Source organism: Microbacterium sp. UBA3394, assembly GCF_002358725.1.
Lineage (GTDB): Bacteria > Actinomycetota > Actinomycetes > Actinomycetales > Microbacteriaceae > Microbacterium > Microbacterium luteum.
On sequence record NZ_DEPK01000055.1, the window covers coordinates 1 to 26,557 of the forward strand.

The following is a 26,557-nucleotide window of genomic DNA, read 5'->3' on the forward strand; positions in this document are numbered from 1 at the left end:
CCATCACACCCGGGGCGCTTCAGTAGTCCCGCGATGTCCCGCGCCCGAATCGGGACATCGCCGGGCGCGGGCGGGACGCCGCTCCCTGTCAGCCCGGGGCACCCGGCCGGGATTCTGGCATCACCAACCAGAAACCGCCCGAAAGGCAATCATGGACCTCTTCGTCTCCACCCCGTCCACCTCCACACCGGGTACCACCGACCCGTCGGCCACCACGGGCTCCGCCGCTCGGCCGTCACGCACCCCGCGTCCGTCGCGGGCCGCACGCACGGCTCAGCTGAAGGCCGAGCTCGGCGCCATCCGCCCGAATCGGCTGCAGCGGCTCGGTGGCGCCGCGCTGATCGCCGCTCCCCTGCTGTTCACCGGGGGGATGCTCACCTCGCCGGAGCAGACCGCTCCCGGTGAGGCCGGATACATCCAGTCCCTTGCCGCCGATCCCGCGCTGAGCCTCGTGTCGGCGAACTTCCTGCACTACGGCTGGGTCGCGCTCGTCTTCGGCGCGATCGCGACGCTCGGTCTGCTGCGCGGGCGTCGTGGCCGCGTCTTCCTGCCGATCGCTGCCGTGGTGCTCGCGTTCGGCGCGGTGCAGATGTCTGGTCTGCTGCTGTCGGACTGGTTCCTCGTGAGCGCCGGCAACGTGCTCTCGATCGACGATGCCGTGATGATGGATGCTGCCGCCAAGGAATGGTCGGTCGCCATCTGGCAGTACACGGGCATGGTCGGCGGCCTGCTCGGGATCGGCCTGATCTCGCTCGCACTGGCCCGCGCTAAGGCGATCTCGTGGTGGATCGCGCCGCTCGGCTTCCTGCCCTGGATCGTGCCCGCTGTCGGTCTCGGCCCGGTCGGCGTGGTGCTGGCGCTGCTTTGCTACGCCCCGCTGCTGGTCGCCGGCGCCCGTCTGGTGTCCGCCCGCTGACGCACCCGCGAATCCAAGAGGCCCGGCGACCGCCGGGCCTCTTGCGCGTTACGCGGCGTCACGCCCCACCCAGCCTCCCGCGGTCGTTGTGCGAACCTTCGCCCCCACCCGGTCGTTGAGCGAGCGAAGCGAGACGAAACGCCCGCCACGCACCTGCCCACCCCACCCGGTCGTTGAGCGAGCAAAGCGCGACGAAACGCGCCGCCGCGCCGCATACACCTCCTCGCCCCCACCCGGTCGTTGAGCGAGCGGAGCGAGACGAAACGTCCTGGCTCAGAACGGCGCGACGACCTCATCGGCCGGCTCGGCGCCCGGTGGTGGTGGATTGGGCAGGAACACGACCCGCGGTGGTGGATCGTCGGTGTACTCCAGCCCGGAGGGCGCGGTGAACCGCAACCTCCCGCCGGGTTCTTGCACGACCGTCCACCCTGCTGCTTGTTTCATCGCGTGATGTCGTCTGCAGAACGCGCCGACATTGTCGACATCCGTCTTCCCACCGAGAGCCCAGTCCTCCCGGTGATCCATGTCGCAATCCCGCGCAGGGCGCCGGCATCCGGGGAACCGGCACCGGATGTCCCGCGCCACCAGATACCGCTTCTGCTCCGCCGTCACGAACCGCCGGTCCACGGCGAGCACCGCCCCGGTGATCGGGTCGAGGAACACCCTGTCGAAGCTCGGGACGTTCCCGGCGAGGATCTTCGCCGTCTCCGGGTCCACCGCGCACTTCCCATCGAGCTCCGCGCCGCCGGTGGTGGTTCCCGCGAGGGTCGTCGCCGGCACCGTGACCTGCACGTGAGCCCGAATCGCACCCAACCCACCCTCGACAGCACCGCCGGTCGGATCGACCGCGGGTGAGGAAGTGAGCAACATGTCCAGCAGCAGGTCGGTGCGGATCTGATCCAGCGTCCGCTCATCGAACCAGACGGCGGACTCGGTCTTGTCACCACCATTGGTCCCGCACGACTCGCCCGGCTCGTCCAATCCGAAACTCGCACCAGCGTCCGTCGGCGTCGCCCCGGCCGCGGCGCGCTCGGCCGCTTCCCGCCGCGCGGCCCGGTCAACGGCCTTGATCGCCTTCCCCTGCCGGGTGAGCCGGTCATGCACCCCGTGCACCTCAACCGACGGGCCGATCACTCCGAGCATCGACATCCCGTCGCGGAGATCCTCGACCCACACGTGCCGGTCCAGCACCGCCTCGTCATGGCGTTCCTGCATCGACTTCGGATTGTGCTTCTCCGCGACCTGCTCCGCAAACGGCCGCACCCGCCCCGCCGAGGTCGTCTCCGCGTACGCCAACACCTCGGCCTCGTACGCCCCACGCACCGAATCGTCGGACAAGTCCGCCCCGGCATCGACGATCACCCGCACGTGCGCACGAGACAACCGCCCCTCACGCCACGCCTCCCACGACGCCCCGAACTGCGTCACCGTGCGATGCGCCTCAAACAACTGCGACTGCAACGTCCGGTCACTCACCCGCGCATCCACGGCCAACTCCGCGGCCATCGACCGCAACGGCATCTCCCGCTCCCGCGTCGACGCATCACGCAACCGCGACGTCTGCTCCTGCGCCAACGCGAACGCATCCGCATGGGTCCGCGCCAACTCCGCCTCCGCGGCCGCAATCACCCCACGAAGCCGACGCGCTTCAGCGACAAGTTCACGCGTGCGAAAAGCATCCGCCTCCCGCTGCTCCACGTCGCCCATCTCGCCCCGATCCGTTGCTTCGATCTACCTCGAGACTACGGAGGGCCACCGACATCCACCCCCGAAAAAGCGCCGACTACACGAGAAATCGACAACTTCATCTCGAGTCAGCCCATTCGTGCCGAACCAGCCCTTTCTCCACCTCGAACGGGCCCCGTAACGCACCGTCAATGCGCCCTCTATCCGGCATGGCTCCTAAAGTTTCGCGGAACGTGATAGCCCAAGTGGCGCAGCACGAGCCGAGCTGTCCTGCGATACCGACACTCCAGCCCGAAGGCCGGAGTCCCTGGATCAGGGCACGCGGTACCCGGCGGCGCGGAACAGCTCGTACCACTCCGCGCGGGTGAGGGGCAGGTCCGACCCCTGGGCGGCCGCCTCGACGCGGGCAGGGGTCGTCGTGCCGAGCACCACCTGCATCTGCGCCGGGTGCCGGGTGATCCACGCGACCGCGATCGCTTCCGCGGGAACGTCGTAGGCGGCCGCCAGCCGATCGACCACGGCGTTGAGCTCCGGGTAGCGGTCGGAGCCGAGGAACGGCCCGTCGAAGAATCCCGCCTGGAACGGCGACCACGCCTGAATGGTGATGTCGTTCAGACGGCAGTAGTCGAGGATGCCCTCATCGCGCGAGACCGACTGGTCCAGGCCCTGCATGTTGGCAGCGACGCCCTGCGCGATGATCGGCGCGTGCGTGATCGACAGCTGCAGCTGGTTGGCCACGATCGGCTGGGTGACGTACCGGCGCAGCAGGTCGATCTGGCGCGGCGTGTGGTTCGAGACACCGAACGCCCGCACCTTGCCCGCCGCGGACAGCTCGTCGAAGGCTCGGGCGACCTCCTCCGGCTCGACGAGGGCGTCGGGCCGATGCAGCAGCAGGATGTCGAGGTAGTCCGTACCGAGCGCTTCGAGCGAACCGTTCACAGACTCGATCAGGTGCTCGTACGAGAAATCGAAGTACGGCCCGTCACCGACGATGCCGGCCTTGGACTGGATGATGAACTGCTCGCGCTCAGATGAGGACAGCTGCATCGCCTCGGCGAACCGCCGCTCGCACCCGTGCTTCGGGCTGCCGTACACATCCGCGTGGTCGAGAAAGGTGACTCCCGCGTCGCGCGCCGTGTTGACAAGGGTGCGCACCTCGTCATCGCTCTTGTCCTGGATGCGCATCAGTCCGAGCACGACGTTCGGCACGACGAGGCCGGTGGCGGGCAGGGCGAAAGTCTTCATCGTTCTCTCTCTCGTCGTGGCAGGTTTCGGCGGTGAGACGCCGGATGCCGTTCGAACCGCCTCACTCTACGCGCGTTCGGATGTATTTCTTCCTCTCTATCCGCCTTTCTTCCTCTCTCGGTACCATGAAGGTATGGTGCTCAATATCAAAGACCCCGAGGCAGACCGCCTCGCCAGGGCGCTGGCCGCCGCGACCGGCGAGAGCATCACCGTTGCCGCGCGCGCGGCGTTCGCCGAGCGTCTCGCACGGGTGCAGGCGCGCGACGCCGCCCCCGAGGTACTTGCCGAGCTCGAGGGCGTCATCGCGCGAGCACGGGAACGCGAGACCCTCGACGACCGAACGACGGATGAGATCCTGGGCTACGACGACGACGGACTGCCTTCGTGACCATCGCGGTCGACACCTCGGCGCTCATGGCGATCGTGCTCGGCGAACACGACGCCCTGCCCTTCGCCCGGGCACTCGCCGCGAACAGCGGCGACGCGTGCATCAGCGCTGCCACACTCGTTGAGGCGACGATCGTCGCTGAAGGACGCCAGGGCACTGCTGCCGCGCAAGACCTCGCGACTGTGCTTCGAGAGGCGCGTGTCAGCGTCGTTCCGCTCGACGCGTCGCAGGCGTCACTTGCGTCGTCGGCATGGCGCCGCTTCGGCAAAGGACGTCACCCGGCCGCGCTGAACCTGGGCGACTGCTACTCATACGCGCTCGCCCGGAACCTGGGCGCCCCGCTGCTGTTCAAGGGCGACGACTTCGGGCAGACCGATATCGCATCGGCCCTCTGACTCGTTGCCGCAGCCTCACGGCCCTCCCCGGCGTCGTTGCGTCAACGCCGGGACTCCCTGTAGGAAGATCACGTAGGGCCGCTGCGCCGGGGGCCTCCGGGATGAGGAAGACGCATGGCCAATCGAGCGATGATCGCGTGGCTGGGATCGATCGCCGGCGGCGTGGCCATCGCCATCGTGGTCGCAATGATCGTCCTCGCGATCATCGCTCCCACCTCTGACGAAACGCAGCAAGCACCACCGTCGCCCGCAGCTTCCCCGACCACCTCGCCCCCTCCCCCGCCGTCCCCATCCCCGTCCTCCTCGACGAGCCCCGCGCCCACACCCGCGCCCACGCCCGCACCCACACTGGAGCCCGACCCCGACGAGGGCGTGTCACGCGAGGACACCACACCGGATGCGCCGCGCACCTGGAACCTGCAGAATCCCCCGGCCGCGGAAGACCTCGTCCGCCCGTCGACCCCCACGCAGCCCGAGTCCCCCAACGACCCCACGCCGGCACCGAAGCCCACACCCACCCCCACGACCGCACCTCCCCCCACCACGCTGCCCGCGGGGTCCGCGCGTGACATCTTCGATGCCGATGGCAACCTCGGTATGCCGATGCCCGAGCTGGTCCGCGCGCCCGAGGTGACCCGCAACGACGACGGCACCGCCACGGTGACCTTCGGCATCGGGTTCGACGTGTCCAACACGGCGTCTCTCGCGCAGGTGCGCGCAGACGTCGGCATCCTGCACGTGATGGTGCACGAGAAGCTCGGCGCCGGCGGCGGGCCGCTGCGCACCCCCACACCGCTGTTCTCGCAGATCCTCATCGAGTCGCAGTTGGACGCCCCGCGCGTCGAGCGCGACTACGCGGTAGACCTGCCGGCGGATGTCGTCTCGTTCCTCGACGAGAAAGGCTTCGCCTCGGATGACGCCGACCAGGTGCGGGATGCGCTGCGGCACGTCGACATCGATGTGCAGCACATGCGCGACTTCACGCTCGTCGACGGCGAGTGGGACTGGCAGCAGGGTCGCGCGTGGACCGGCGCCGATCTCGAGGTGCGCACGAGCGTCGACCACTCCTCCACCGTCACTGTGAGCAACACCACCGACGACGGCGTGTACGACACCGACGTCACGAGCGTGAGCACGGCCGATCTGGAGGCGGCGGAGGTCCGGATCGATCAGGACGACGGCGTCGTCTCCGTCACCGATGGCGTGGGAGCCGTCCTCTACGACGGCACGGTCGATGGATCCCTGGTGTCGGCTCTGTACACCGAGGGCGAAGAGTATGTGGGCGAAGACTTCTCGAATCAGCTGATCGACGTCGATAAGTCCTCTCGCATCGTCAGCGTCGACACCGAGCTGGTCGAGCAGACCGACGCCTTCGCCGCGCCCATCTCGCTCGCCGGCCAGTCGGTGCAGTGCATCGCCCAGGGCAACGGCTCGAATCCACAGGGGTTCTCCCTGATGAACGGATGGGACATCCAGTACGGCCTCGCGCCCGGCACGGTCCCCGCCGGCGCGCAGGTGACGCAGACGGTCGTCGCATCCGACTCCCTCAATCCGAGCGAGGCCGAGAACCTGGCCGAAGACACCGCCGACGCCACGGTGCAGATCACCGCCTCCGCACTGGATCTCACGACGCCCGGCATCAAGTCGGGTGTGCAGTACGCCTACATGCTGTCCGAGGGACTCGAAGCGGTCAGCTCGGCGGCCACGCTCGCCCTGGCCGTTCCGATCGAGGCGATCACCGAACTGTCCCGATACATCCACGAGGCCCGCACCGACTCGTGCGCCGACTTCGCCAACGTCGTCAACATCACCGCCGTCGAACCGAGCGGCGCGCAGAGTAGCGTGAGCTGGGCGGATCAGACCGACGGATTCTTCTCCGTCTACCACTCGGCCACCAACGACGGCAGCCCGGTCAACGGCAGCGTGCAGCTGTCGCAGTCGACCGGATTCATCACGGGCGAGCGCGACGGCGTGCCGTTCGCGACGCATCCCTACCTCTCGCAGGTTCCGCGCGACGCGTGCGGCGATAAGGACTGCCCCACGAACAACGTGATCGACCTGCAGTGGTCAATCAACAGCCCGTGCCCGCAGACGGTTCCGCAGGACTGTCTGCCCACGCCAGAGAGCGTGGCGAGCCCGCAGGTGTCCGTTCCCGGCACGGACCTGTGCGGATTCGAGAACGAGCTCTGCCCGGTCGTCGCGGCGCCGATCTCGGCGGCATCGCAGGTGCCCTCGACGACGGCGGACCTCGCGGGCACCGAGGGCGCCGCCTATGCGGTGCTGCAGGAGTGGAACCCGGGCGAGGCGATCACGGCGATGACCCTCGATCAGGCCGGCAACGCCTACGTCGGCATCGGGAACACGGTCTTCCGCCGAACGCCGACCGGCGCACTGCTCGAGGTGCTCACGACAGCGGGCACCGTCCGCGCGATGGGCCTCTTCGGCAACTCCGTCTGGGTATCGGATGATGAGGACGGCCTGAACGCGATCGATGCGACGACGGATGCGTCCTCTCCACCATCGAGCACGTTCGCGTACGCGGTCCCCGCGCAGAGTCCCATCACCGAGATGGTCGACACCGGTGACGGCGCCTTCTCGGCGATCGATGCCGACGACAACCTGTGGCTCGTGAACGACACACCTCCCGGCACCCTCGAAACCCTGCGCACCCTCGTGTGGGAGGGAGGCGCGTGGAGTGACGTCGACAGCGGACTCGCCGATGCCGACATCGTCTCGTCTGCAACGGACCAGCAGGATCTCTACCTGGGATTCAGCAACGGCTCGGTTGTGCGATGCGCCCTGACGGACTGCGCGCCGACGATGGATCTGATGTTCGCGATCGCCGACACGTCGTTCGACGCCGAATTCGCGACGCAGGCGATGGTCGTGGTCGGCAACGCCCTCTACCTCGGCGGCTCCGACGGGTCGTTGTGGCAGCTCGACACCGACAGCGGTCGCGTGGGCTTCCTGAAGGGACCCGGCGACGACTCCGCGCAGGTCGCCGGTCTCGCCCTCGCCGACGGCGTGCTGTACGGCGGCGGATGCTTCGGCATCGCGAACCCGATCGACGGCGACATGCTCGGCGTCTTCACCGTGACCGACGTCGGCGCCTTCGACGCATCGGATGGCGGCTTCCCGGCGCAGTTCGGCTATCCGGCGCACACCGGCGAGATCTACGGCGACTCCTGCCAGAACCCGTCGTCGTCCGCATCGCACTACAAGGGCTTCGATCCGACGACCTACCAGCTGCAGATCTGGCAACCGGATGACTCGATGCCCGCGGTGATCTACGCGTCGTTCTCGATCGACACCGGCAACTTCTTCTACGCCCTGCAGAACACCTCCGCCCCGACGACGGGGATCTGCAGCGCGGACTGCCCGCCCCAGACCGATCCGGCCTCCTACGAGTCGGCGACGACGACCTCTCCGCTCCCGCCGGCCGGGTCGCTGGCAGACCTGGCGTCTCCGGACATCGTCGCCACCTGCGACGCATTCGCCGGCTTCGGCACGACGGCGACGGGGGCGATCCAGCCCGTGACCGGCGCGGCGATCACGGCCGGCGGCATCCAATTCAGCGCGGCGCAGTCCGAGACGCAGGAGTGCGTGACGCAGTACACGTGGAATCTGAACAACGTCGGCACTCTCCCCTACACGTCGTGGAGCGGCACGGCGACGCCCGATGTCGACAACGTCAATGCCGCGCCGGCGCTCACCGCCTCGGCGGGGTGGAACACCGTCGGCATCACCACCGACGCGTTCGGGCCCGACGCGCCCGATACGTCCGACCCGATCTACGACCTCGGCTTGACGTGGTTCGCGCCGGAGTACCTCGCGACCTCGCCCGACGCGGACGCGTTCCCCTACCCGCTCCTCGCCGAACCGCTCACCGTCGAGACCACGTCGAAACCGTCCCTGGCACCCGCCCCCACGACAGGAATCCCCGAGGGTGGCACCGACCTCGCGGTCGACATCACCGACGCGGGCCTGCTCGTGGTCACGATCGCCGTGCCGGCCGGTGCCGGTGCGACGGTGATCGACATCGCCGACGACACCCTCGTCGCCAGCGGTACCGGATGACTCCCGTCCGCACCGCGGTGACGTGGTCCCTCGTTTCGGCGTTGATGACAGTCACGGTCCTAACCGGATGCGCAGCGGACGAGGCATCACCCGTCTGCGGAAACGTCGACCCCGCCGCGGCGGACTGGCCGCTCGGGTCCCTGCGGGCGCACGGACTCGCGGCAACGGGAGCCGGGGTGACGGTCGCGGTGGTCGATTCCGGTCTGGCACCGGGAATCGTTCCCGATGATGCGGTGTCGACGGCGAGCGCGTCGTTCGTGCCGAGTGAGGCGCTCGAGGCCGATGACGGGCACGGCACGAACATGGCCGAGCTCGTGCACACGGTCGCGCCCGACGCCGAGATCCTCGCGCTGAAGGCGGCGGATCGCACGGGTGGCGCGCGCACGGAATGGGTCGCAGACGCGGTCGACGCGGCGACAGCCGCGGGCGCGGATGTCATCTCGTTGAGCCTGGAGACCGGCGGCGACGAACCGGCGCTGCGCAACGCACTGCACGCGGCTGCCGAGGGCGGCGCCACACTCGTCATCGCGGCCGGCAATCAGCAGCTCGATCTCGACAGGTTCCCCCGGTACCCCGCCGCGTTCGATGTGCCCGGGTCGATCGTCGTGGCCGCCGTCGACGAACACGGCGACCTCGGCGCCGGCACCAACTGGGGCGCCGAGACGGTCGATGCTGCCGCTCCCGGCGTCGCGATCCCGGTCACCCCGATCGACGGTTCTCCTGCGCAGATCGGCGGCTCGTCCCCCGCTGCGGCCCTGACCGCTGGCGCGGTGGCCGCGCTTGTCTCGAGCGGCGCGGACGATCCCACGACCGCCCTCCTGGCGTCGACGTCACCCCGCGATTCCCTCGAAGGGCGCGTCGCCACCGGCGGCACCCTCGATCTCGCCGCCGCCCTCGGCTGCCCCTCGCCCACCCCACCCGATCCCGGTCTCGATCCCGGTCGTTGAGCGAGCCGCAGGCGAGACGAAACGACAGTCGCCGCACGGCGGTGCGTCGCATGCTCTATCCGGATATCGACATACCCACGCGATATCCGGAAAATGTAATAGCCCTCGGCTATCCGCAAATCCGCATTAGTCAGAGCTGCAACCACCAACATCCGAACAAGGACGGCGCCATGGCGACGGCACGTACGCGTATCCACTCCCCGAGCGACATCGGCTTGGTCATTCAGCAGGCGCGCCTCGCGCGCGGCCTGTCGCAGACCGCTCTTGCTGAGCAGCTCGGGCTCTCGCAACGATCCGTCAGCGAGATCGAGTCGGGCAGGCCGACGATCTACATGCGCAAGGTGTTCGACCTCCTCCGGGCGACCGGTGTCGAACTGTCCGCCGAGCTGCCCCTCGAAGACGAATGAGACTCGCCGTCGAGCTGTACGACGAGGTGATCGGGCACCTCGTCGGCGACGCGCGGACCAACCGGTCGTTGAGCGAGCGGAGCGAGACGAAACGTCCCGCCTCAGAACGGCGCGACCGCCCCGCCGGGCCCGCGTCGGAATCCCGCGCGTGACGCAGGCGTCCCTGCACCCCGCACCGCCGATAGGCGCCCTGCGCCCGGTGGGTCAGGAGCCCAGCGGCGGTCTGAACCGACTGCGCGCAGCAGGGGTCCTCCGTGGGAGAGACGGGTGAATCCGAGAGTCAGGCGGGGACGAGCCGCTCGACTCGGGCGAGGTCAGCGTCGTGTTCGTCGTGTTCGATTTCGATGTCGTAGTCGTTCTGAATGTTGAGCCAGAAGCGCTCCGAAAGGCCGAACGCGCGGGACAACCGTAGAGCGGTATCAGTGGTGATGCGACGCTTGCCGCGGATGATCTCGCTGAGCCGCGTCTGCGGGAGGCCGGTCGCCTGAGCGAGGCGGTATGCGGTGATCTCCAGCGGCTCCAGGAACTCGGTCTGGAGAATCTCGCCCGGGGTGATCGGGCCGTGTTCTTTCTTCATTGGTCGTTCCCCCTCAGTGGTAGTCGACGATCTGGACGTCGGTCGGGCCGGCGGGTGTCCAGACGAAACAGATTCGGTACTGGTCGTTGATCCGGATCGAGTGCTGTCCATCGCGGTCGCCGGCCAGCTTCTCGAGCCGGTTGCCCGGCGGGATTCGCAGGTCGTTGATCGTCTCGGCCGCGTTGAGCAGGCGAAGCTTCTTCTGCGCAGCGCGCTGGATTTCGGGCCCGATTTTCCGGACATGCTCGCGCGCCCAGATCTTGCGCGTCGACTCATCCGCGAAAGACTGGATCACCACGCTATACTAACGCCCAACGATAGTATCGACAAGCATGAGCAAGTGAACCGCCGTGACCCGACACCCGCGCCGGTTCGTCCCGCGCCCACCACGAGGTGGTGTGTCGCGTCGTCAGCCCATCTCTCGCAGTGACTCCCATCGCTCGCGCAGCTCGCGACGCTCCGCCGAGACGAGCAGCCCCCGGTCGCCGAGCGTCCGGTCCCATTCCTGCGGCACCGGTACGCCGAGGGCGCGGAGCATCGGCTGTGCCCGCTGCGACGGTGACCCCTTCAGGCCGAACGCGGCCATCATCGCTCCCACGGTCACCCCGCTTCGGGAGGCACTGAAGACGTCGTTCACCGATCCCGCGATCCACAGCACCGCTGCTGCCGCGCCCGTGTCGCTGGCCTTGCGGCGGAAGATCGCCGAATCGGCCGCCGCGATCCGCGCGAGGATCCGGCGCGCGGCCGTGCGCAACTCGGGAGAGACCGCGTGCTCCGAGAAGAGGGCCGCCACAGCCTCGTCCACACGTGCGCCCACGCCGCGCACTCGGTCGTGCACGTCACCGGGAACGTCGGAGAGATCGAGCGGCTCATCGGGCAGCGGTGTGTCGTCCAGCGAGGTCATGGCTGCGCGCCCCCCGACGACGTTCTCCATGAGTTCGAGGAAGAACGAGTAGTCCGCGTCGGCGAGCGACGGCGACTCCTCATCGCCCGCCGTGTCGCCGTCGAGAGGCGGCAGCACCCCCATCCGCTCCAGGAGCGCCTCGGGCCCCTGCCGGCGCGGCGTGGAGATCTCCTCGAGGTACTGCGACTCGAACTCCTCGACGGCCGCCATCGTGTCTGCGGTCAGGTGCTTCGGGATGCCGCGCTCGGCGTGCGCGAACGCGACGACGTGCCGCATCACGGCCGGTACCCGCCGCAGGTAGGCAGCATCGGCGACGATCTTGCGCGGTATCAGGTCGAGGAGGACGATCTCGACCGTCACGGGCGACCATCGCAGCGGGTCACCGCCCAGCTGCTGAGCCGCCAGCCACAGCAGCGTCTCGACGATGTCGGCATCGTCGGAGTCTCTTCCTCGGCGCAGACCACGCGCGTGCGGGGACGCCATGACTCGACCGGTGAGCGCCTCGATCTGGTCGCTGTCGACCTCATCGGCCTCGTATCCCTCGCCGCCGGCGGGCATGAGACTGAGCAGCCATTCGACGAGAGGACGCACCGCTGGCCACGTCTCGGTTTCGAAGGGCGGGTACGTGATGCGCCCGAACTGCACCGCCTCGTCGATCTTCGCCCGCGCGTCGGCGAGCGTCAGCTCGCGCGTGAAGGTCTCGCCCGCGGACTCCGCGCTCAGGCTGTCGAGCTGGCCCACGACCTCGGCGATCGGCCGGTCGATGACGAACGCGTCTTTGACCACCGTGCCCATGTTGTGGTCGACGTAGACGAGCACGGTCATCTCCCCCGCCGGCAGATCCACACCGAGTGCGATGTTCTCGCCGTCACCCAGCAGGTGTCCCATCTGCACGGCGCGAACCGGACGGATCTCGTCCAATCGCGCCAGCCAGGCGGGGAACGGATGCCGGCGCCCGGCGACCTCGCGCGCGATGCGGCGCTGCCTCATCTCGTCGCCGGAGAGTCGCGTGAGCACGAGCAGGAGCGCGTCGGTCGGCATGCGCGCAGCTTCTCGGAACATCGCGATCAGCTCGTCCACGCTCGGCAGGTCGACGTCGTCGTCGCGGTCTCCGAGCATCGCAGGCTCGGCTGCGGACTGGATGCCCGCGAGCAGCGTGCTCGCGTAGGTGATCAGGTCGATAGGATCCGGCGAGGCCAACGCTTCGGCGATCTCGGTCTCGAGCGTGAGCAGCTCACCGTCGACCTCAGGCTCGGGCGGCTCCGGAGGGCGACCCAACCCGAACGATGCCCCCGCGGCCGCTGGGGGGCGCGGGCTGCGCGGCTTCTGCGGACGACGGTTCTTCGGTCGACGGCTACTCACGCATCGACGGTATCGCGCCCTCGACCGACGGACGATGGCAACCGTCAGTGGATGTCGGGCCCGTGGGCCCACCCTCGGCGTGGCTCACGGGGCGTGGACGCTCACGCCTCTCACCGCCCGGGTCACCGGCGCCGTCCTCAGCCTGACCGGCGTCGTGAAGCAGCGATGCTGTGGGACGTCCCACTGGAGCGCCTCCCCCGATCCTTGAGCGAGAGGAGCGAGACGAAACGTCCCGATTCAGAACGGTGCGCTGACCTGATCGGTCGGCTCGGTGCCCCGTTCTGGTGGTGGGTCAGGCATGAACACCACTCGCGGTGGTGGATCGTCGGTGTATTCCAACCCCGACGGCGCGGTGAACCGCAACCTCCCACCCGGTTCCTGCACGACCGTCCACCCAGCGGCTTGTTTCATCGCGTGGTGCCGTCTGCAGAACGCCCCGACATTGTCGACATCCGTCTTGCCCCCGAGCGCCCAGTCCTCCCGGTGATCCCAGTCGCAATCCCGCGCGGGGCGTCGGCATCCGGGGAACCGGCAGCGGATATCCCTGGCGACCAGGTAGCGCTTCTGCTCCGCCGTCACGAACCGCCGGTCAACGGCGAGCACCGCGCCAGTAATCGGATCGAGGAACACCCGATCGAAACTCGGAACATTCCCGGCGAGGATCTTCGCCGTCTCCGGATCCACCGCGCACTTCCCATCCAGCTCAGCACCACCGGTCGTGGTCCCCGCGAGCGTCGTCGCCGGCACCGTCACCTGGACGTGAGCGCGGATCGCCCCGAGCCCGCCCTCCACGGCACCGCTGGTCGGGTCGACCGAGGGTGAGGAGGTGAGCATCATGTCCAGGAGCAGGTCGGTGCGGATCTGATCCAACGTCCGCTCGTCAAACCAGACAGAGGACTCGGCCGCGTCGCCATCGTCGGCCGCAGTCGGCTCCCCGGCATCGCGTTCGGCAGCGTCTCGCTCCGCCGCTTCCCGGCGGGCGGCACGGTCAACGGTTTTGATAGCCTTCCCCTGCCGCGTCAACCTGTCATGCACTCCGTGCACTTCGACTGACGGTCCGATCACCCCGAGCATCGACATCCCGTCGCGGAGATCCTCGACCCACACCAGCCGGTCCAGCACCGCCTCATCGTGGCGCTCCTGCATGGTCTTCGGGTTGTGTTTCTCCACCACCTGCTCCGCGAACGCCCGGACCCGTCCAGCAGAGGTCTTCTCCGCGTAGGCGAGCACCTCGGCCTCATACGCCCCACGCACTTCATCGTCGGAAAGGTCGGCGCCGGCGTCGACGATCACCCGCACATGCGCACGAGAAACCCGACCCTCACGCCACGCCTCCCACGACGCCCCGAACTGCGTCACCGTGCGATGCGCCTCGAACAACTGCGTCTGCAACGTCCGGTCACTCACCCGCGCATCCACGGCCAACTCCGCGGCCATCGACCGTAGCGGCATCTCCCGCTCCCGCGTCGACGCATCACGCAACCGCGACGTCTGCTCCTGCGCCAACGCGAACGCATCCGCATGGGTCCGCGCCAACTCCGCCTCCGCGGCCGCGATCACCCCACGGAGCCGACGTGCTTCAGCGACGAGTTCACGCGTACGAGCGGCGTCCGTCTCCCGCCGATCCTCGTTCGTCATCGCAGCCCCCGCGTCGATTTCTGACTACTTCGAGGTTAGAACATACATACGACAGTTAGTGGGACATGCTCTCAATCTGTGGACAAGAGAACCGGCCTCGGGGCGACCTTGACGTGCAGCCGTTCGATGACGGCGAGTGGGCTCGTGGCGCAGCGCTCGCGATCCGCACCGCGGTGGACGATGGACCCCGCCGCCCGCCTGTCGTTGAGCGAAACGAAGGTGCGACGAGGCGCCACTGAAGCGATCCGCCCACGTTTCGTCTCGTCGCTTCGCTCCTCGCTCAACGACCCGAGGGGCTGCGCCCCACCCGGGGGCTTCGCTCCTCGCTCAACGACCAGAGGGGGCCGTCCACGTTTCGTCTCGTCACTTCGCTCCTCGCTCAACGACCTGAGCCGACCGCTCCCCGCCCGGTCGTCGAGCGAGCGACAGCGCGACGAAACGCCCGCCGCCCGGCGGGGCTACCATCGGTCCTGACACCGGACAGGGTGTAAGTGCACGTGTGCGCGCCGGGATCATCCGTCACGTGTCGGCGATTGGCTCGGCGACGGATGATCCCGTGTCGCTCACAGGCGGGGTGCGGTTCCGGCCAGGGCACCCGGGAAGTAGAGCCCGGTGATCAGGCCATCCGCGAGCGCGGCTTCGTTGGCCGCCGCGGCGGCTTCCTTCTCGCGCTCGACCTTCTCCGGGTCGCGGCGCAGCGACGCGTTCTGGCCCAGCAGCACCTTCTCGACGGCGGCGTACGGCACCTCGCGAGGCTGCTCGCCGCGCAGCGCGGACTGGCTCGCCAGCGCACCGGCGGCGTGGCCGATGCCCATGGCACCACCCTGGGTGCGCAGCGATCCGTGCGCCTCGTGGGTGGCGGAGATCGCGCGACCGGCCATCACCAGACCGTTGATGCGGCGCGGAATGAGGGTGCGCATCGGGATGTCGTACGAGTCCTCCGGGTCTGTCCACACCCCGCCCCCGGCGTACCCTTCCTTGCCCTTGAGGTTGTGGATGTCGATCGGAAAGTAGCCGCGCGCGATGACATCGTCGAACTTGCGGCCGTACAGCACATCCTCGCCGGTGATGACGTACTCGCCGAGGATGTGGCGCGACTCGCGGATGCCGATCTGCGTTCCGGTGCCGGCGAGGTACGCGTCTTCGAAGCCGGGGATGTTCTTGATGATGAACTCCGACACGCTCATCACCTGCTTGCGGGCGTCGATCTCGCCGGCCGTCAGCGACTCGGCGCTGCGTCCGTCGACGCCGGCGACGCGGGTCGAGTTGAAGTGCACGAGACCCGGGTGGGTGGTCGTGAGGAAGAGGATGGAGTCACGCCCGAGGTAGAGGTCGCCGGTGCGCAGCGCGTCTCCGACGACGTCGAGGAAGCCCTGGCCGACGAAGTGCTTCTGCTGCAGCCGGTCGGAGAACGGCTGCACGGCGACCATCTCGGATGCCCACTCGAAGTTGTCGAGGTGGGAGTCCATGTAGGCCTTGAGCTTCTCGGTGTCGACGTTGGCCATGTCGAACATGAGCGTTCCCGGCTGCGAGACACCCTCGTCGTTGCCGACGGTGTGCTCGGCACCGGCGAGCGCGGCCACATCGCCGTCGCCGGTCGCATCCACCACCACCTTGCTGGTGTAGACGCGCTTGCCGGACTTGTTGGTGACCTCGACGCCGGTGATGGTGTCACCCTCGAGCTGCACGTCGGAGACGAACGAGTGGAAGAGGATGTCGACGCCGGCTTCCTGCAGCATCTGGATCGCCGTCCACTTGTAGTGCTCCCGGTCGTAGAACCCGAGGTATGCCCCACTGCCGTGCGGGTTCGTGCACCGGAGATGGCCGGTCGATCCGCCCGCGAGACGCATGCGGTCGACGAACTCGGCAGGGATACCGTCGATGACACGCTCATCACCGAAGTGCATCGGGGAGATGGGGCCGAGCCACCCCGAGGTCGCCATGCCCCCGATGAACCCGTACTTCTCGATCACCAGCGTCTTGGCGCCCGCGCGGCCGGCTGAAATCGCGGCCATGTTGCCCGACGGCCCGCCGCCGCAGACGATGACGTCGTAGTCGGTGGTGTTGTTGCTCACTGCATCTCCTTGTTTCGCATTGTGCTTCGGATGTGCCCGGGGCGGCAGTCGCGCCGCCCCGGGCGGGAGGGATGGCGCCTACTGCGCGTTGTACTCCTCGGCGACGCGTTCGAGCGTCGCGGCCGGGTCCTGCCCCTGGAAGACGACCTGCTGGGCGCCGGTGACGAGGCTGTCGGACAGCTCCGAGAAGTTCTCGGAGACGGGGTTCGGCCGGCCGTAGTCGCGGATGTAGTCCAGCCACGAGTTCAGCTCGTCGGCGTTGGGCAGCGACGTGACCGCCTCGGACTCGTACACGGTCGACAGCACCGGCAGCACACCGGCCGCGGCGAACTCCTCCTGCGACTGCGCGGAGGTGTAGTACTCGATGAAGTCCCAGGCGGCGTCGGTGTCGGTCGCGTTCGCGCCGATGGTGAGCGTCTGCCCGGCGATCGGCGTCTGCAGCGGCTGAGCGGCATCGCTCGAGGGCATCGGGGCCGTCTGCAGGTTGTCGCCCACGCCGTCGCCGGCTCGTGCCGCCGCGACGCGGAAGGATCCTTCGATCGCCATCGCGATCGTGCCGGCCTTGACGCCGTTGATGACCTCATCGGCACCCATGCTCAGCACTTCGTCGCCGAACGCGCCCTGATCGTGCCATTCGATGAACGTGTTCATCGTCTCGACACCCGCCTCGTCGTCGAACACGGCTTCGCCATCGACCAGGATGTCTCCGCCGTTGCCCCACGTGAAGGGGATGAACTTCTCCATGAAGTCGGCGCCGAGCCCGGCGTTGGAGAACCCGACCCCGAGCCCGGTGACCCCGGTCTCCGACAGCGCTGCGGCCGCATCGCCGAGCTCATCGAGGGTCTGGGGGACCTCCACGCCCGCTTCCTCCAGCATGTCTTCGCGGTACCAGAGCAGCCAGGCGCGGATCTCCCACGGCATCGCCATGATCTCACCGTCGAAGGTGACCCCGTCGACGGGGAACAGGAAGTCGTCGCCCATCTCGCTCAGGACGGGCTCGGCATACTCCGTCATCGGCTGCACCGTCTGGGCCGCGACATGCATCGGCAGCTGGTTGGAGTAGACGTTGAGGATGTCGGGGCCCTGACCGCTCGCCGTCGCCTTGATGACTTCGGCGTCGAGCTTGGCGTAGTTGATGGATCGCACGGTGACGGTGGGCCCGTCGGTCTGCTCGTTGTAGGACTCGACGATGGAGTTCAGCGCGGCGCCGCGCGGATCGTCGGGGCTGTTGGGGTCGAGGAACGTCCACATCTCCAGCTCTTCGCCGGAGGCGGACGACTCTCCCGATCCGGAGGCGCAGCCGACGACGCTCACAGCGAGAGTTGTCGCGAGGACGGCAGCCGCGGCGTTGCGAATCTTGCCACTTCTCATGGTGGACCTTTCTGGGTGATTGATGATGGGCCGCACGGGTGTCAGCCCTTGGTCGCGCCGGCGGACAGACCGGCGACGATTCGACGCTCCATGAGCACGAAGACGATGACGATGGGGATGATCGAGATCACGACGGCTGCCGTGAGCTGGCCCCACACGATCCCGTACTGGGAGAGGTAGTTGTACAGGCCGACCGCGACGAGCCGCTTGTCGTCGGTGGAGATCATCGTCGCGGCGATCAGGAAGTCGTTCCAGACGTAGACGAACGAGATCACCGCCGACGCCGCGATCCCCGGGATCGCCAGCGGGAAGATCAGCTGGACCATGACGCGGAAGTGCGACGCGCCATCGACCCGTCCGGCTTCTTCGATGGAGTCGGGGATCGACTCGAAGAAGCCCTTCAGCATCCACACGACCGTGGGGATCTGCCACGCCGTGTAGATGATGATCATCACCGCGTAGGTGTCGTAGAGCCCGAGCTGCACGGCGAGGAAATACAGCGGAACGAGGATCGCGATGCCCGGGATCATGCTCGTCATCAGGATGAGTAGAAGGCTCGTGGTCTTCCCCTTGAAGCGGAAGCGCGCCGCCGCATAGGCCCCGAAGATGCCGATCAGGATCGTCGTGACGACGGTGAGACCGGCGACCATCAGGGTGTTTCCGAGATACAGCGGGATCTTCGATTCGAAGAGCACCAACCGGTAGTTCTCCAGCGTGAACTGCGCGGGGATCCATCCGGAGTCGCTCAGCGTCGCACTCTCGGACTTGAACGACGTGCTCAGCCCCCAGAGGATCGGCAGGATGGCGAAGACGGATGCCGCGACGAGCGCCACGTAGATCAGCGGGTTGGTGCGCCGTCCGCGACGCCGCCGGCGCCCCTTGGGCACGACGATCGAGATGGTGTCGACGGGGGCGGTTCGAACGTCAGCCATTTCGCTCACTCCTCAGCAGACGGATGTAGGCGGCTCCGAACAGCACGTTGAAGGCGAACAGCACCACGCTGTATGCGGCACCGAGACCCAGGTTGAAGAACTCGAAGCTCTGCTTGAACGCGGCGAGAGACAGCAGGTTCGTGCCGTCGAGCGGCCCGCCGCCGGTCAGCGTGTACACGAGGGTGACCATGTTGAAGTACAGGAGCGTGAGCTGAATGGCCACGACGAACAGCGTCGGCTTCATGAGCGGAAGGGTGACCTGCATGAACCGTCGGAACGGCCCGGCGCCGTCGACCTCCGCCGCTTCTCGCAGTTCCTCGGGGATCGTCTGGAGCGACGCGAGGCACAGGATGGTCGCCAGCGGATAGCTGATCCAGACGTTCACCACGATGAGCAGCGTCATCGCGAGAACCGGGTCGGCGAGGAAGTCGATCCTGCCGAACGGCGTCTCTCCGAGCCCGAGCGGTCCGTAGTCGGGGTTGACGAGCCACTTCCACAGCAGCGCCGCGACGGTCTGCGAGATGACCCACGGCATGAGGATCAGCACCCGGAACACCCTCCGGAATCGCACGTTCTGGTTGAGCAGGTTCGCCAGGGCGAGGCTCAGCGGAACGGCGATGACGAGGGACCCGACGACGTAGATGAGCGAGCGGGCGATCTGCGCCTGCCCTTCGGCGCTGGTGAAGATCCAGATGAAGTGCTGCAGGCCGATGAACTCGCCGATCTGCATGTAGCTGGTCTCATGCAGGCTGAGATTGACCGCGTAGACGATCGGGAAGATCGACACGACCGCGACGACGATGATCGAGGGCAGCACGAGGCCCCACGAGAGGCCGAGCGGCGACTTGTCACCGACACCTCGACCCTTCCCACGAGGGGGCGGCGGTGGTGTGGGCGGGCCGGCGGGCGGAGCGCCTTGCTCCTCGGTGCCGGGATGGACTGCGATGGCCATCTTTTCTCCTTGGTGGTCTCAGGCGACGGTGCTCACGCCCGTGCGCCGACGTTGCATGACGTGTTCGAGGTGAGCGAGCTGCTCACGGGTGGGGGCGTCGATCGCCATCCGGCAGTACGGGCTCTTGATCAGACCGAGCATCGCCTGCGCGTGCTTGAGCATGGCGATGCTCGGCCCGAGCACCGGCACCACGGCCGCGACGTCTTCGGCGGCGCGCGTCTGAGCGTCGGGATCGTTTCGCTCGATCGCGGTCGCGAGCGAGACGAAGGGCTCCGGAACCGCCGACGAGACGCCGGAGACGATCCCTCGGCCTCCGGCTTCGAGCACCTCCCGCAGCAGTCCGTCGTTGCCCGACAGCACGGCACGGTCGCCGGTCAGTGACGACACCAGGTCGCGGACATAGTCCGTTCCGCCGATCGAGACCTTTGCGCCGTACAGGTCGAACTCCTCGATGACCGTCGCGGCCTCTTCGGGAGAGATCCGCACCCCGGTGCGGTCGGGGAAGAGGTAGAGGTAGACGCGCGCCCCCGGCGCCACGCGGAGCACGGAGGCCACCTGCTCCCGCACACCGTCGAGGGTGCTCGGCATGTAGTACGGCGTGAGAATCGACAGCGTCGTGATGCCGAGATCGAAGGCGTTGCGAGCGAGCGACTGCGCTCGATAGGGCGATGCCGTCCCCACATGGGCGACGACGCGATCCGCGCCGGCCACATCGACGGCCGCGCGCAACGTCGACTGCCGCTCCGAAGCCGTGAGAGAGGGGAACTCGCCGGTCGTCCCATTGACGAAGAGCGCGTCGACACCACCCTCGAGGGCGTGCTCGAAGAGCCGCGTCGTCGACGTCAGGTCGAGCTCGCCGGTTTCCGTGAATGCCGTCGACACGGCGCTCAGCACTGCGGGGCGGGTCATTTCTGTGCTCCTTCGATGTCGTCGCCCAAGGTCATCCGGGCGTAGGCGCTGACCAATCGCGATCGCGACCCCAGGAGATGCTCCTGAAGGCTGGTCGCCGCGGTCTCGATCTCGCCCGAGATCATCTGCTGATAGATCTCCACGTGCGACTCATACGACGGCCCCAGGTCGACGTCTTCTGCTGTCGTCAGTTCGAGGAGCACGGCGAAGGTGGGTTCGTACTGCGCCCAGATCTTCTGGAGCCGGCGGTGGTCGGCGATCGCGTAGAAGCTGGCGTGGAAGGCCATGTCGGCGTGGGCGAAAGCAAGGTGGTCCCCCGCATGTGCGGCGCGCTCCATGTCGGCGAGCGGGGTGAGCGCGCGCTCCCACGCTTCCGGCGCCGCGGTCGACGCGATCCTGAGCGCCATCACCTCGATCGCCTCACGAACGGAGTAGAGCTCGTCGATGTCCTTGGTGGTGAGGCCGCGAACGAACACGCCGCGCTTGCGGCTCTCGACGAGACCCTCTGCCTCGAGCTGTGTGAGCGCGTCGCGGATCGGACCCCGGCTGACGCCGAACGTGTTCGAGAGCTGAGCCTCGACCAGGTGCGTCTCCGTCGGGAGCTTCCCCGTGATGATGAGGGTTCGCAGCTGATCGAGCACCTGCGCCCCGAGGATCTGCTGCCGCGGTGCGAGCACGCTTCCCGCAAGGGCTTCGAAATCAGCCACATCGACTCCTTCATCTGTGCTGATGACCGTCATCCGCTGACGGTTAACCGTCTACAGAATGACACCGCCCCCTCCACACGTCAAGACCCCCGCCGGCATTCGCGTTCATCTCCTGGCCGGGCTCGCGACTCTCGCGGCCTCCGCCGCGGTCGCACTTACTCCCCACGTACCGACGCGACTGAGGATCGCCGCTCCCTCCATCGCGGCTCGGCCGTCGCCGCCTCCTGGCTCACGACAGACAACCTCTTCATCGTCGTCGCACTCACATGCCAACTCGGCTCCGCACTGGGGTACCACGGCCCGATGAGCTGAGTCAGCGACGCGGTGCCATGGCGGAGATCAGTTCGTACGCGCAGTGCGACGCCGCCACCCCGGTGATCTGCGCATGGTCGTACGCCGGCGCGACCTCGACGACGTCCGCGCCGACGAGGTTCAGCGTCGCCATCGCTCGCAGCATCCGCAGCAGCTCGCGGCTGGTCATGCCGCCCGCCTCGGGGGTTCCGGTGCCCGGGGCGTGAGCGGGGTCGAGCACGTCGATGTCGATCGAAACGTAGACGGGTCGGTCGCCGACCCGCGCGAGCAGCCGTTCGATCGCTCGGGCAACGCCCTCCTCCTCGATCTCGACCGCCGAGATCACGCTGAAGCCGAGGCGCTCGTCGTCGCGAAGGTCTTCCGCGCTGTAGAGGGGGCCGCGGATGCCGACGTGGCAACTGGCCGTCAGATCGATCAGGCCCTCCTCGCTCGCACGACGGAAGGGTGTGCCGTGCGTGACCGGCGCACCGAAGTAGGTGTCCCACGTGTCCAGGTGCGCATCGAAGTGCACCACCGCGACAGGGCCGTGGTCTTTGGCGACGCTGCGCAAGAGCGGCAGCGCCACGGTGTGGTCACCGCCGATCACGACCAGGCGTGTCCCCTCCGACCTCAGCGCATCGGACTGTCGTTCGATGTCGGCGACCGCCTCATCGAGCGAGAACGGGTTGACCGCCATGTCCCCCGCGTCGACCACCTGCTGCGCGGCGAAGGGGTGCACGTCTTGCGCGGGGTTGTACGGGCGCAGCAGCCGCGAGATCTCGCGCACATGACTCGGCCCGAACCGGGCGCCGGGACGATAGCTGACACCGGAATCGAACGGGATCCCGACCACGGCGACATCGGCGCGCTCAACGTCTTCTCGGCGCGGCAGCCGAGCGAACGTCGCGATGCCGGCGTAGCGGGGGATGCGACTGGCGTCCAGGGGGCCGACGGGATCGGTCATCAGGGCTTCTCCTTCATGAGCCCGCGGGGGTCGGCTCGTCGCCGAGGGCCACGGAGAGGTCGGGCAGGTAGGTGTTCACACGCCGCGCGGCACGGATGGCTGCGACCGGCACGTCGACGACGGCGACGCCCGGGTCTGCGCCCAACCGTGCCGCCAGACGACCGAAGGGGGTGGCGATGCAGCTGCCACCGGTGAAGCCGGGTCCGCAGTGGTTGGCGTACGCGATGACGACCCCGTTCTCGAGCGCCCGGGCCGGCACCTGCAGGCGGGCGATCAGCGACGACGAATAGTGCCAAGCCTCACCGAGGCCGTCGACACCTTCTTCGACGACGGGAACCGCAGTGGGAACGAGCAGCACGTCGGCTCCGGCGAGCGCCTGCGCGCGGGCGAACTCGGGGAACTCGACGTCGTAGCACACGCCGACACCCCACTTCGTGTTCCGCCACTCGAAGGGCTGCGCGTAGGCGTCGCCCGGCGTCATCCATTCCTTCTCGACCTCACCGAACAGGTGGCGTTTGTGGATGCGGAGGGCCTCTGCGCCGGTGGCGGAGAAGACCGATGCCGCGATGCGGTGGGCGCTCGCTTCCCCCGGCCCCGACGGTGCCGCATCGACGCTCGAGGCGACGACGGAGACCGCCGCCTTGCGGGCGATGTCTGCCAGCGCGGCGCGGATGGCTGCGCCGTCGTGACGCCACGCCCGCTCGGCCGCATAGCCGGTCGCGAACAGCTCGGGGGTGACGACGACGTCGGCGCCGCGCTCGGCGGCCTCGCCGACGAGCGTCGCGAGAGTCGACAGATTCTGATCCACGTCATCGATCACGGCGGCCCCCTGGACCACCGCGATGGAGTGCACAGGCGTCCCGGCCACGGCATCGTCCCTTTCCCGCAGGAATGTTCCGTGTCGACATTGACACGGTCGAAGTGTGGCCACCATGATGTCACAAACCAAAACAGTTTTGGTTTAGAGCGACAGCGACGTCGCCCCCACCTCGAAGGAGCCCCCATGCACGCCTCACGACCCGGCGCCGATCCCGGCGCCGTCGCCGCGCGCTTCGAAGACTCGATGGTTCAGACCGGCACCGTCCCGATCGTCGCGTCCGAGCTCGAGCGCCGCATCGAGATCATCGAACGCGACGAGATGAACGATCCGTCCCGCCTCCCCCTGTCGGGCCGCGAGATCGCCGCCTACGTCGGCGTGACCGTGCTCGCGGTCATCGTCGGAGCGGTGGTGGTGGCACTGTGAACGCGCAGAACCACGGCACCGAAGGTCGCCGCACGGCGTCGCGTGCGGCTGCGCGGGGCACCAACCTCGCCGATCCGATGCTGCAGAGCGAACACGTCTTCGGAACGTTCCCACTCCTGAAGAACGAGCGCACGTGGAGTGCGCTCGATTTCACGTGGGTCAACACCGCGCTCGCGATCGCGACGTGGGCCTTTCTCGTGGGCGGCTCGACCGCCCTGCTCGTCGGCTTCGCCGACGGCATCGCGGCGATGCTCATCGGCAACGCGATCGGCCTGTGCGTCATGGTGCTCGCCTCGGTCGTCGCATCGCAGCGCTGGGGATCCGAGCAGTACACGCTGCTGCGCGGGGCCTTCGGCGTCGTGGGCGTGGGGATCCTCGTCTTCACGGTGATCCTCGTCACCGAGATGGGGTGGTCGTCGCTGCTGGCGATCATGGCCGGGCGCGCCACCAGTCAGGTCGCCTCGACATTCGCGGGCGCCGAGTTCGACCAGTACGGTCCGCTGGTGACGGTCGGCGGTCTGGTCGCGATCGTGCTGGCCTGGTTCATCCTGTCTCGCGGCCCCGTCACGATCGGTCGCTTCAACTCGGTGATCGCTCCGGGCCTGGCAGTCATCACCGTCATCATGATGGTCTTCCTAGTCGTCAACACCTCGTGGGACGACATGATGACCGCCTCGCCGATCGCCCCGTTCGAGAACGAGACCCTCAACTTCATGGTCGCCGTCGAGTTCAACGTCGGCGTGGGTGTTTCGTGGTACCCGGTGATGGGATCGCTGGCACGGATGACCCGCACCCGCAAGGCCGCGGTGTGGCCGGCCTACGGTGGCCTCCTCATCGCGACGCTCGTCGCGCAGATCGTGGGGATGGCGGCAGCGCTGACCCTCGGCGACTCCGACCCGACGGTGTGGATGGTTCCCTTCGGCGGCGCGGTGCTGGGCGTGGCGGTGCTGATCTTCATCGCTTTCGCGAACATCACGTCGATGTCATCCATCGTGTACTCCACGATCCTGGCCATTCGCCAGTCATCGGGGAACCTGCTGGCGCGGGTGCCGTGGAAGCTGCTGACCGCGGCCTTCTTCGTGCTGCCGGCGATCATGACCTTCTTCCCGCAGTTCATGTACGAGCAGTTCATCGTGTTCGTCGCCCTGTCGGGCGCTTTCCTCGCATCGGTGTGCGGCATCGCCCTGGCGGACTACTTCGTGCTCCGCAAGCAGCGGTTCGACCTGCGCCAACTGCATCTCGGGCAGCATGGCACGCTGTACGCCTACCCGGGCGGCGTCAACTGGGCGGGACTGGTGTCACTTCTGGCGGGAGCGGCGTTCTACCTCTGGCTCTACAACCCGATCACCCTCGAGACGCAGCCGCTCTTCCTGATCATCACCGCGTCGCTGCCGGCCGCGGTCGTCTCCGCCGTGATCTACCTCGGGCTCTCGGCGCTGCTGAACCGCAAGCGTCCGACGGAGGTGCGTTGAGATGACGACGGTCAAGGCTGCGGTGTATTCCGGCTCCGAGCGTCTCGACATCCGCGAGGTCGAGCTTCGCGAGCCCGGCCGCGGCGAAGTGCGGGTGCGGATCGGCGCCTCGGGTGTGTGCGGATCCGATCGGCACGTGCTCGATGGCGACTGGGAGATGCCGACCCCCACGATCATGGGTCACGAGGGAGCGGGTGTCGTCGAGGCCGTCGGTGACGGCGTGACCTCGCTCGAGGTCGGCGACCACGTGATCATGACGTGGTTCTATCCGTGCGGCACGTGCTCGAGCTGCCGGCAGGGGCGCACGTGGGTGTGCACGGGTTCGCGCTCGGAGGAGTGTCTGCTGCCGGATGGCTCCACCCCCACCTCGATCGATGACGACACGGTGTTTCCGTATCTCGCGGTCGGGTCGATGAGCGAACGGGTCATCGTGGCCGAGCAGGCGGCGGTGCGCGTGCCGAAGGAGGTGCCGTTCGATGTCGCGGCCCTCATCGGCTGCTCGATCGCGACCGGTGTCGGCGCCGTCGTCAACGACGCCCGCGTGCAGCCGGGGCGCTCGGCTCTGGTGATCGGCGCGGGCGGTGTGGGGCTCAGCATCATCATGGGCCTGGCCCTGGCAGGTGCGAGTCCGATCATCGCCGCAGATGTCACCGACGAGGCCCTCGATCTGGCGAAGCAGTTCGGGGCGACGCACACGGTGCGTTCCGGAGGGGACCTCGCCGACCGGGTGCGCGAGATCGTGCCCGATGGTGCGGACTTCGCGTTCGAGGCGATCGGCCGGCCCGAGACGATTGCTCTCATGCCCTCGACGGTGCAGCGCGGCGGCACCGCGGTGATCGTCGGGCTTCCCCCGCAGGATCGTCCGGCTCCGATCGACGCACTCGCGCTGGCGGAGGAGGGCAAGGCACTGCTCGGGTCGAACTATGGCGGAACCGTGCCGGCGCGTGACTTCCCCATGCTCGCCCGGCTCTACCTCGATGGCAGGCTGCCGGTGGACAAGCTCATCACGAACCGCTTCGCTCTCGATGACGTGAATGAGGCGTTCGACCTCATGCGCGCGGGAGCCAAGGGCCGCAGTGTCCTCGTAATGTAGCCATCG

Annotated in this window: 23 protein-coding genes; 9 read left to right on the top strand and 14 right to left on the bottom strand. The window is 68.0% G+C overall.

Features of this window, described 5'->3' with window-relative positions; all coding sequences use genetic code 11:
- Positions 1-151 precede the first annotated feature (151 nt).
- Positions 152-916 carry a hypothetical protein gene (locus B4E30_RS02795; protein WP_286793387.1) on the top strand — a complete coding sequence of 255 codons (765 nt, stop codon included), beginning with the start codon at positions 152-154 and terminating at the stop codon, positions 914-916.
- A gap of 273 nt (positions 917-1,189) precedes the next feature.
- Here B4E30_RS02795 and B4E30_RS02800 read toward each other — a convergent pair whose 3' ends face one another.
- Together B4E30_RS02800 and B4E30_RS02805 are read right to left on the bottom strand one after the other, a co-directional pair.
- Positions 1,190-2,545 (bottom strand): HNH endonuclease signature motif containing protein, encoded by a 1,356-nt coding sequence (locus tag B4E30_RS02800; protein ID WP_286793388.1) that lies wholly within the window; start codon positions 2,543-2,545, stop codon positions 1,190-1,192.
- Between the two features lie 369 nt (positions 2,546-2,914).
- Complete coding sequence (locus B4E30_RS02805; protein ID WP_286793389.1) at positions 2,915-3,847, bottom strand: aldo/keto reductase; 933 nt, start codon at positions 3,845-3,847, stop codon at positions 2,915-2,917.
- A 133-nt stretch (positions 3,848-3,980) separates the two neighbouring features.
- On the opposite strand from B4E30_RS02805, the gene B4E30_RS02810 reads away from it, so the two are divergent.
- The 5 genes from B4E30_RS02810 to B4E30_RS02830 all read left to right on the top strand — a co-directional run bounded on the left by B4E30_RS02810 (position 3,981) and on the right by B4E30_RS02830 (position 10,061).
- Positions 3,981-4,235 (top strand): type II toxin-antitoxin system VapB family antitoxin, encoded by a 255-nt coding sequence (locus B4E30_RS02810; protein WP_286793390.1) that lies wholly within the window; start codon positions 3,981-3,983, stop codon positions 4,233-4,235.
- The gene (locus tag B4E30_RS02815; protein WP_286793391.1) at positions 4,232-4,630 is read left to right on the top strand and encodes a type II toxin-antitoxin system VapC family toxin; all 399 of its coding nucleotides are present in this window, start codon (positions 4,232-4,234) and stop codon (positions 4,628-4,630) included. The genes B4E30_RS02810 and B4E30_RS02815 overlap by 4 nt, the downstream gene beginning before the upstream one ends.
- 114 nt (positions 4,631-4,744) lie before the next feature.
- Complete coding sequence (locus tag B4E30_RS02820; RefSeq protein WP_286793392.1) at positions 4,745-8,707, top strand: hypothetical protein; 3,963 nt, start codon at positions 4,745-4,747, stop codon at positions 8,705-8,707.
- A 44-nt stretch (positions 8,708-8,751) separates the two neighbouring features.
- Positions 8,752-9,654, top strand: a complete 903-nt coding sequence (locus B4E30_RS02825) for a S8 family serine peptidase (RefSeq protein ID WP_286793393.1) — start codon at positions 8,752-8,754, stop codon at positions 9,652-9,654.
- A 50-nt stretch (positions 9,655-9,704) separates the two neighbouring features.
- Entirely contained in the window at positions 9,705-10,061 is a 357-nt protein-coding gene (locus B4E30_RS02830) for a helix-turn-helix domain-containing protein (RefSeq protein WP_286793394.1), read from the top strand.
- A 280-nt stretch (positions 10,062-10,341) separates the two neighbouring features.
- Here B4E30_RS02830 and B4E30_RS02835 read toward each other — a convergent pair whose 3' ends face one another.
- From B4E30_RS02835 to B4E30_RS02890, 12 genes are all read right to left on the bottom strand, one after another.
- Positions 10,342-10,638 carry a HigA family addiction module antitoxin gene (locus B4E30_RS02835; protein ID WP_286793395.1) on the bottom strand — a complete coding sequence of 99 codons (297 nt, stop codon included), beginning with the start codon at positions 10,636-10,638 and terminating at the stop codon, positions 10,342-10,344.
- Positions 10,639-10,651: 13 nt separating this feature from the next.
- Positions 10,652-10,933, bottom strand: a complete 282-nt coding sequence (locus B4E30_RS02840) for a type II toxin-antitoxin system RelE/ParE family toxin (RefSeq protein ID WP_286793396.1) — start codon at positions 10,931-10,933, stop codon at positions 10,652-10,654.
- A gap of 114 nt (positions 10,934-11,047) precedes the next feature.
- Positions 11,048-12,904 (bottom strand): hypothetical protein, encoded by a 1,857-nt coding sequence (locus B4E30_RS02845; RefSeq protein ID WP_286793397.1) that lies wholly within the window; start codon positions 12,902-12,904, stop codon positions 11,048-11,050.
- 237 nt (positions 12,905-13,141) lie between these two features.
- Complete coding sequence (locus B4E30_RS02850) at positions 13,142-14,464, bottom strand: HNH endonuclease signature motif containing protein (RefSeq protein ID WP_286793398.1); 1,323 nt, start codon at positions 14,462-14,464, stop codon at positions 13,142-13,144.
- Positions 14,465-15,105: 641 nt separating this feature from the next.
- The gene (locus B4E30_RS02855; RefSeq protein ID WP_286793399.1) at positions 15,106-16,617 is read right to left on the bottom strand and encodes an FAD-dependent oxidoreductase; all 1,512 of its coding nucleotides are present in this window, start codon (positions 16,615-16,617) and stop codon (positions 15,106-15,108) included.
- 78 nt (positions 16,618-16,695) lie between these two features.
- On the bottom strand, positions 16,696-17,988 hold the full coding sequence (locus B4E30_RS02860) for an ABC transporter substrate-binding protein (RefSeq protein ID WP_286793400.1): 1,293 nt from the start codon (positions 17,986-17,988) through the stop codon (positions 16,696-16,698).
- A gap of 41 nt (positions 17,989-18,029) precedes the next feature.
- Positions 18,030-18,920: a carbohydrate ABC transporter permease gene (locus B4E30_RS02865; RefSeq protein WP_286793401.1), complete on the bottom strand. Its 891-nt coding sequence runs from the start codon at positions 18,918-18,920 to the stop codon at positions 18,030-18,032.
- A complete protein-coding gene (locus B4E30_RS02870) occupies positions 18,913-19,872 on the bottom strand; it encodes a carbohydrate ABC transporter permease (RefSeq protein ID WP_286793402.1) in 960 nt (319 codons plus the stop codon). The genes B4E30_RS02865 and B4E30_RS02870 overlap by 8 nt, the downstream gene beginning before the upstream one ends.
- A gap of 18 nt (positions 19,873-19,890) precedes the next feature.
- Positions 19,891-20,781 (bottom strand): dihydrodipicolinate synthase family protein, encoded by an 891-nt coding sequence (locus tag B4E30_RS02875; protein ID WP_286793403.1) that lies wholly within the window; start codon positions 20,779-20,781, stop codon positions 19,891-19,893.
- Positions 20,778-21,488, bottom strand: a complete 711-nt coding sequence (locus tag B4E30_RS02880; protein WP_286793404.1) for a GntR family transcriptional regulator — start codon at positions 21,486-21,488, stop codon at positions 20,778-20,780. Before B4E30_RS02880 ends, B4E30_RS02875 begins: the two co-directional genes overlap by 4 nt.
- A gap of 313 nt (positions 21,489-21,801) precedes the next feature.
- Positions 21,802-22,743, bottom strand: a complete 942-nt coding sequence (speB, locus tag B4E30_RS02885; protein WP_286793405.1) for an agmatinase — start codon at positions 22,741-22,743, stop codon at positions 21,802-21,804.
- Between the two features lie 13 nt (positions 22,744-22,756).
- On the bottom strand, positions 22,757-23,611 hold the full coding sequence (locus tag B4E30_RS02890; protein ID WP_286793406.1) for a nitrilase-related carbon-nitrogen hydrolase: 855 nt from the start codon (positions 23,609-23,611) through the stop codon (positions 22,757-22,759).
- 135 nt (positions 23,612-23,746) lie between these two features.
- On the opposite strand from B4E30_RS02890, the gene B4E30_RS02895 reads away from it, so the two are divergent.
- Genes B4E30_RS02895 through B4E30_RS02905 form a run of 3 tightly spaced genes read left to right on the top strand, consistent with a single transcriptional unit; the run spans position 23,747 to position 26,551 of the window.
- Complete coding sequence (locus B4E30_RS02895; protein ID WP_286793407.1) at positions 23,747-23,986, top strand: hypothetical protein; 240 nt, start codon at positions 23,747-23,749, stop codon at positions 23,984-23,986.
- Positions 23,983-25,458 (top strand): purine-cytosine permease family protein, encoded by a 1,476-nt coding sequence (locus B4E30_RS02900; protein WP_286793408.1) that lies wholly within the window; start codon positions 23,983-23,985, stop codon positions 25,456-25,458. Before B4E30_RS02895 ends, B4E30_RS02900 begins: the two co-directional genes overlap by 4 nt.
- Before the next feature lies 1 nt (position 25,459).
- Positions 25,460-26,551 (top strand): Zn-dependent alcohol dehydrogenase, encoded by a 1,092-nt coding sequence (locus tag B4E30_RS02905; RefSeq protein WP_286793409.1) that lies wholly within the window; start codon positions 25,460-25,462, stop codon positions 26,549-26,551.
- Positions 26,552-26,557 lie beyond the last annotated feature (6 nt).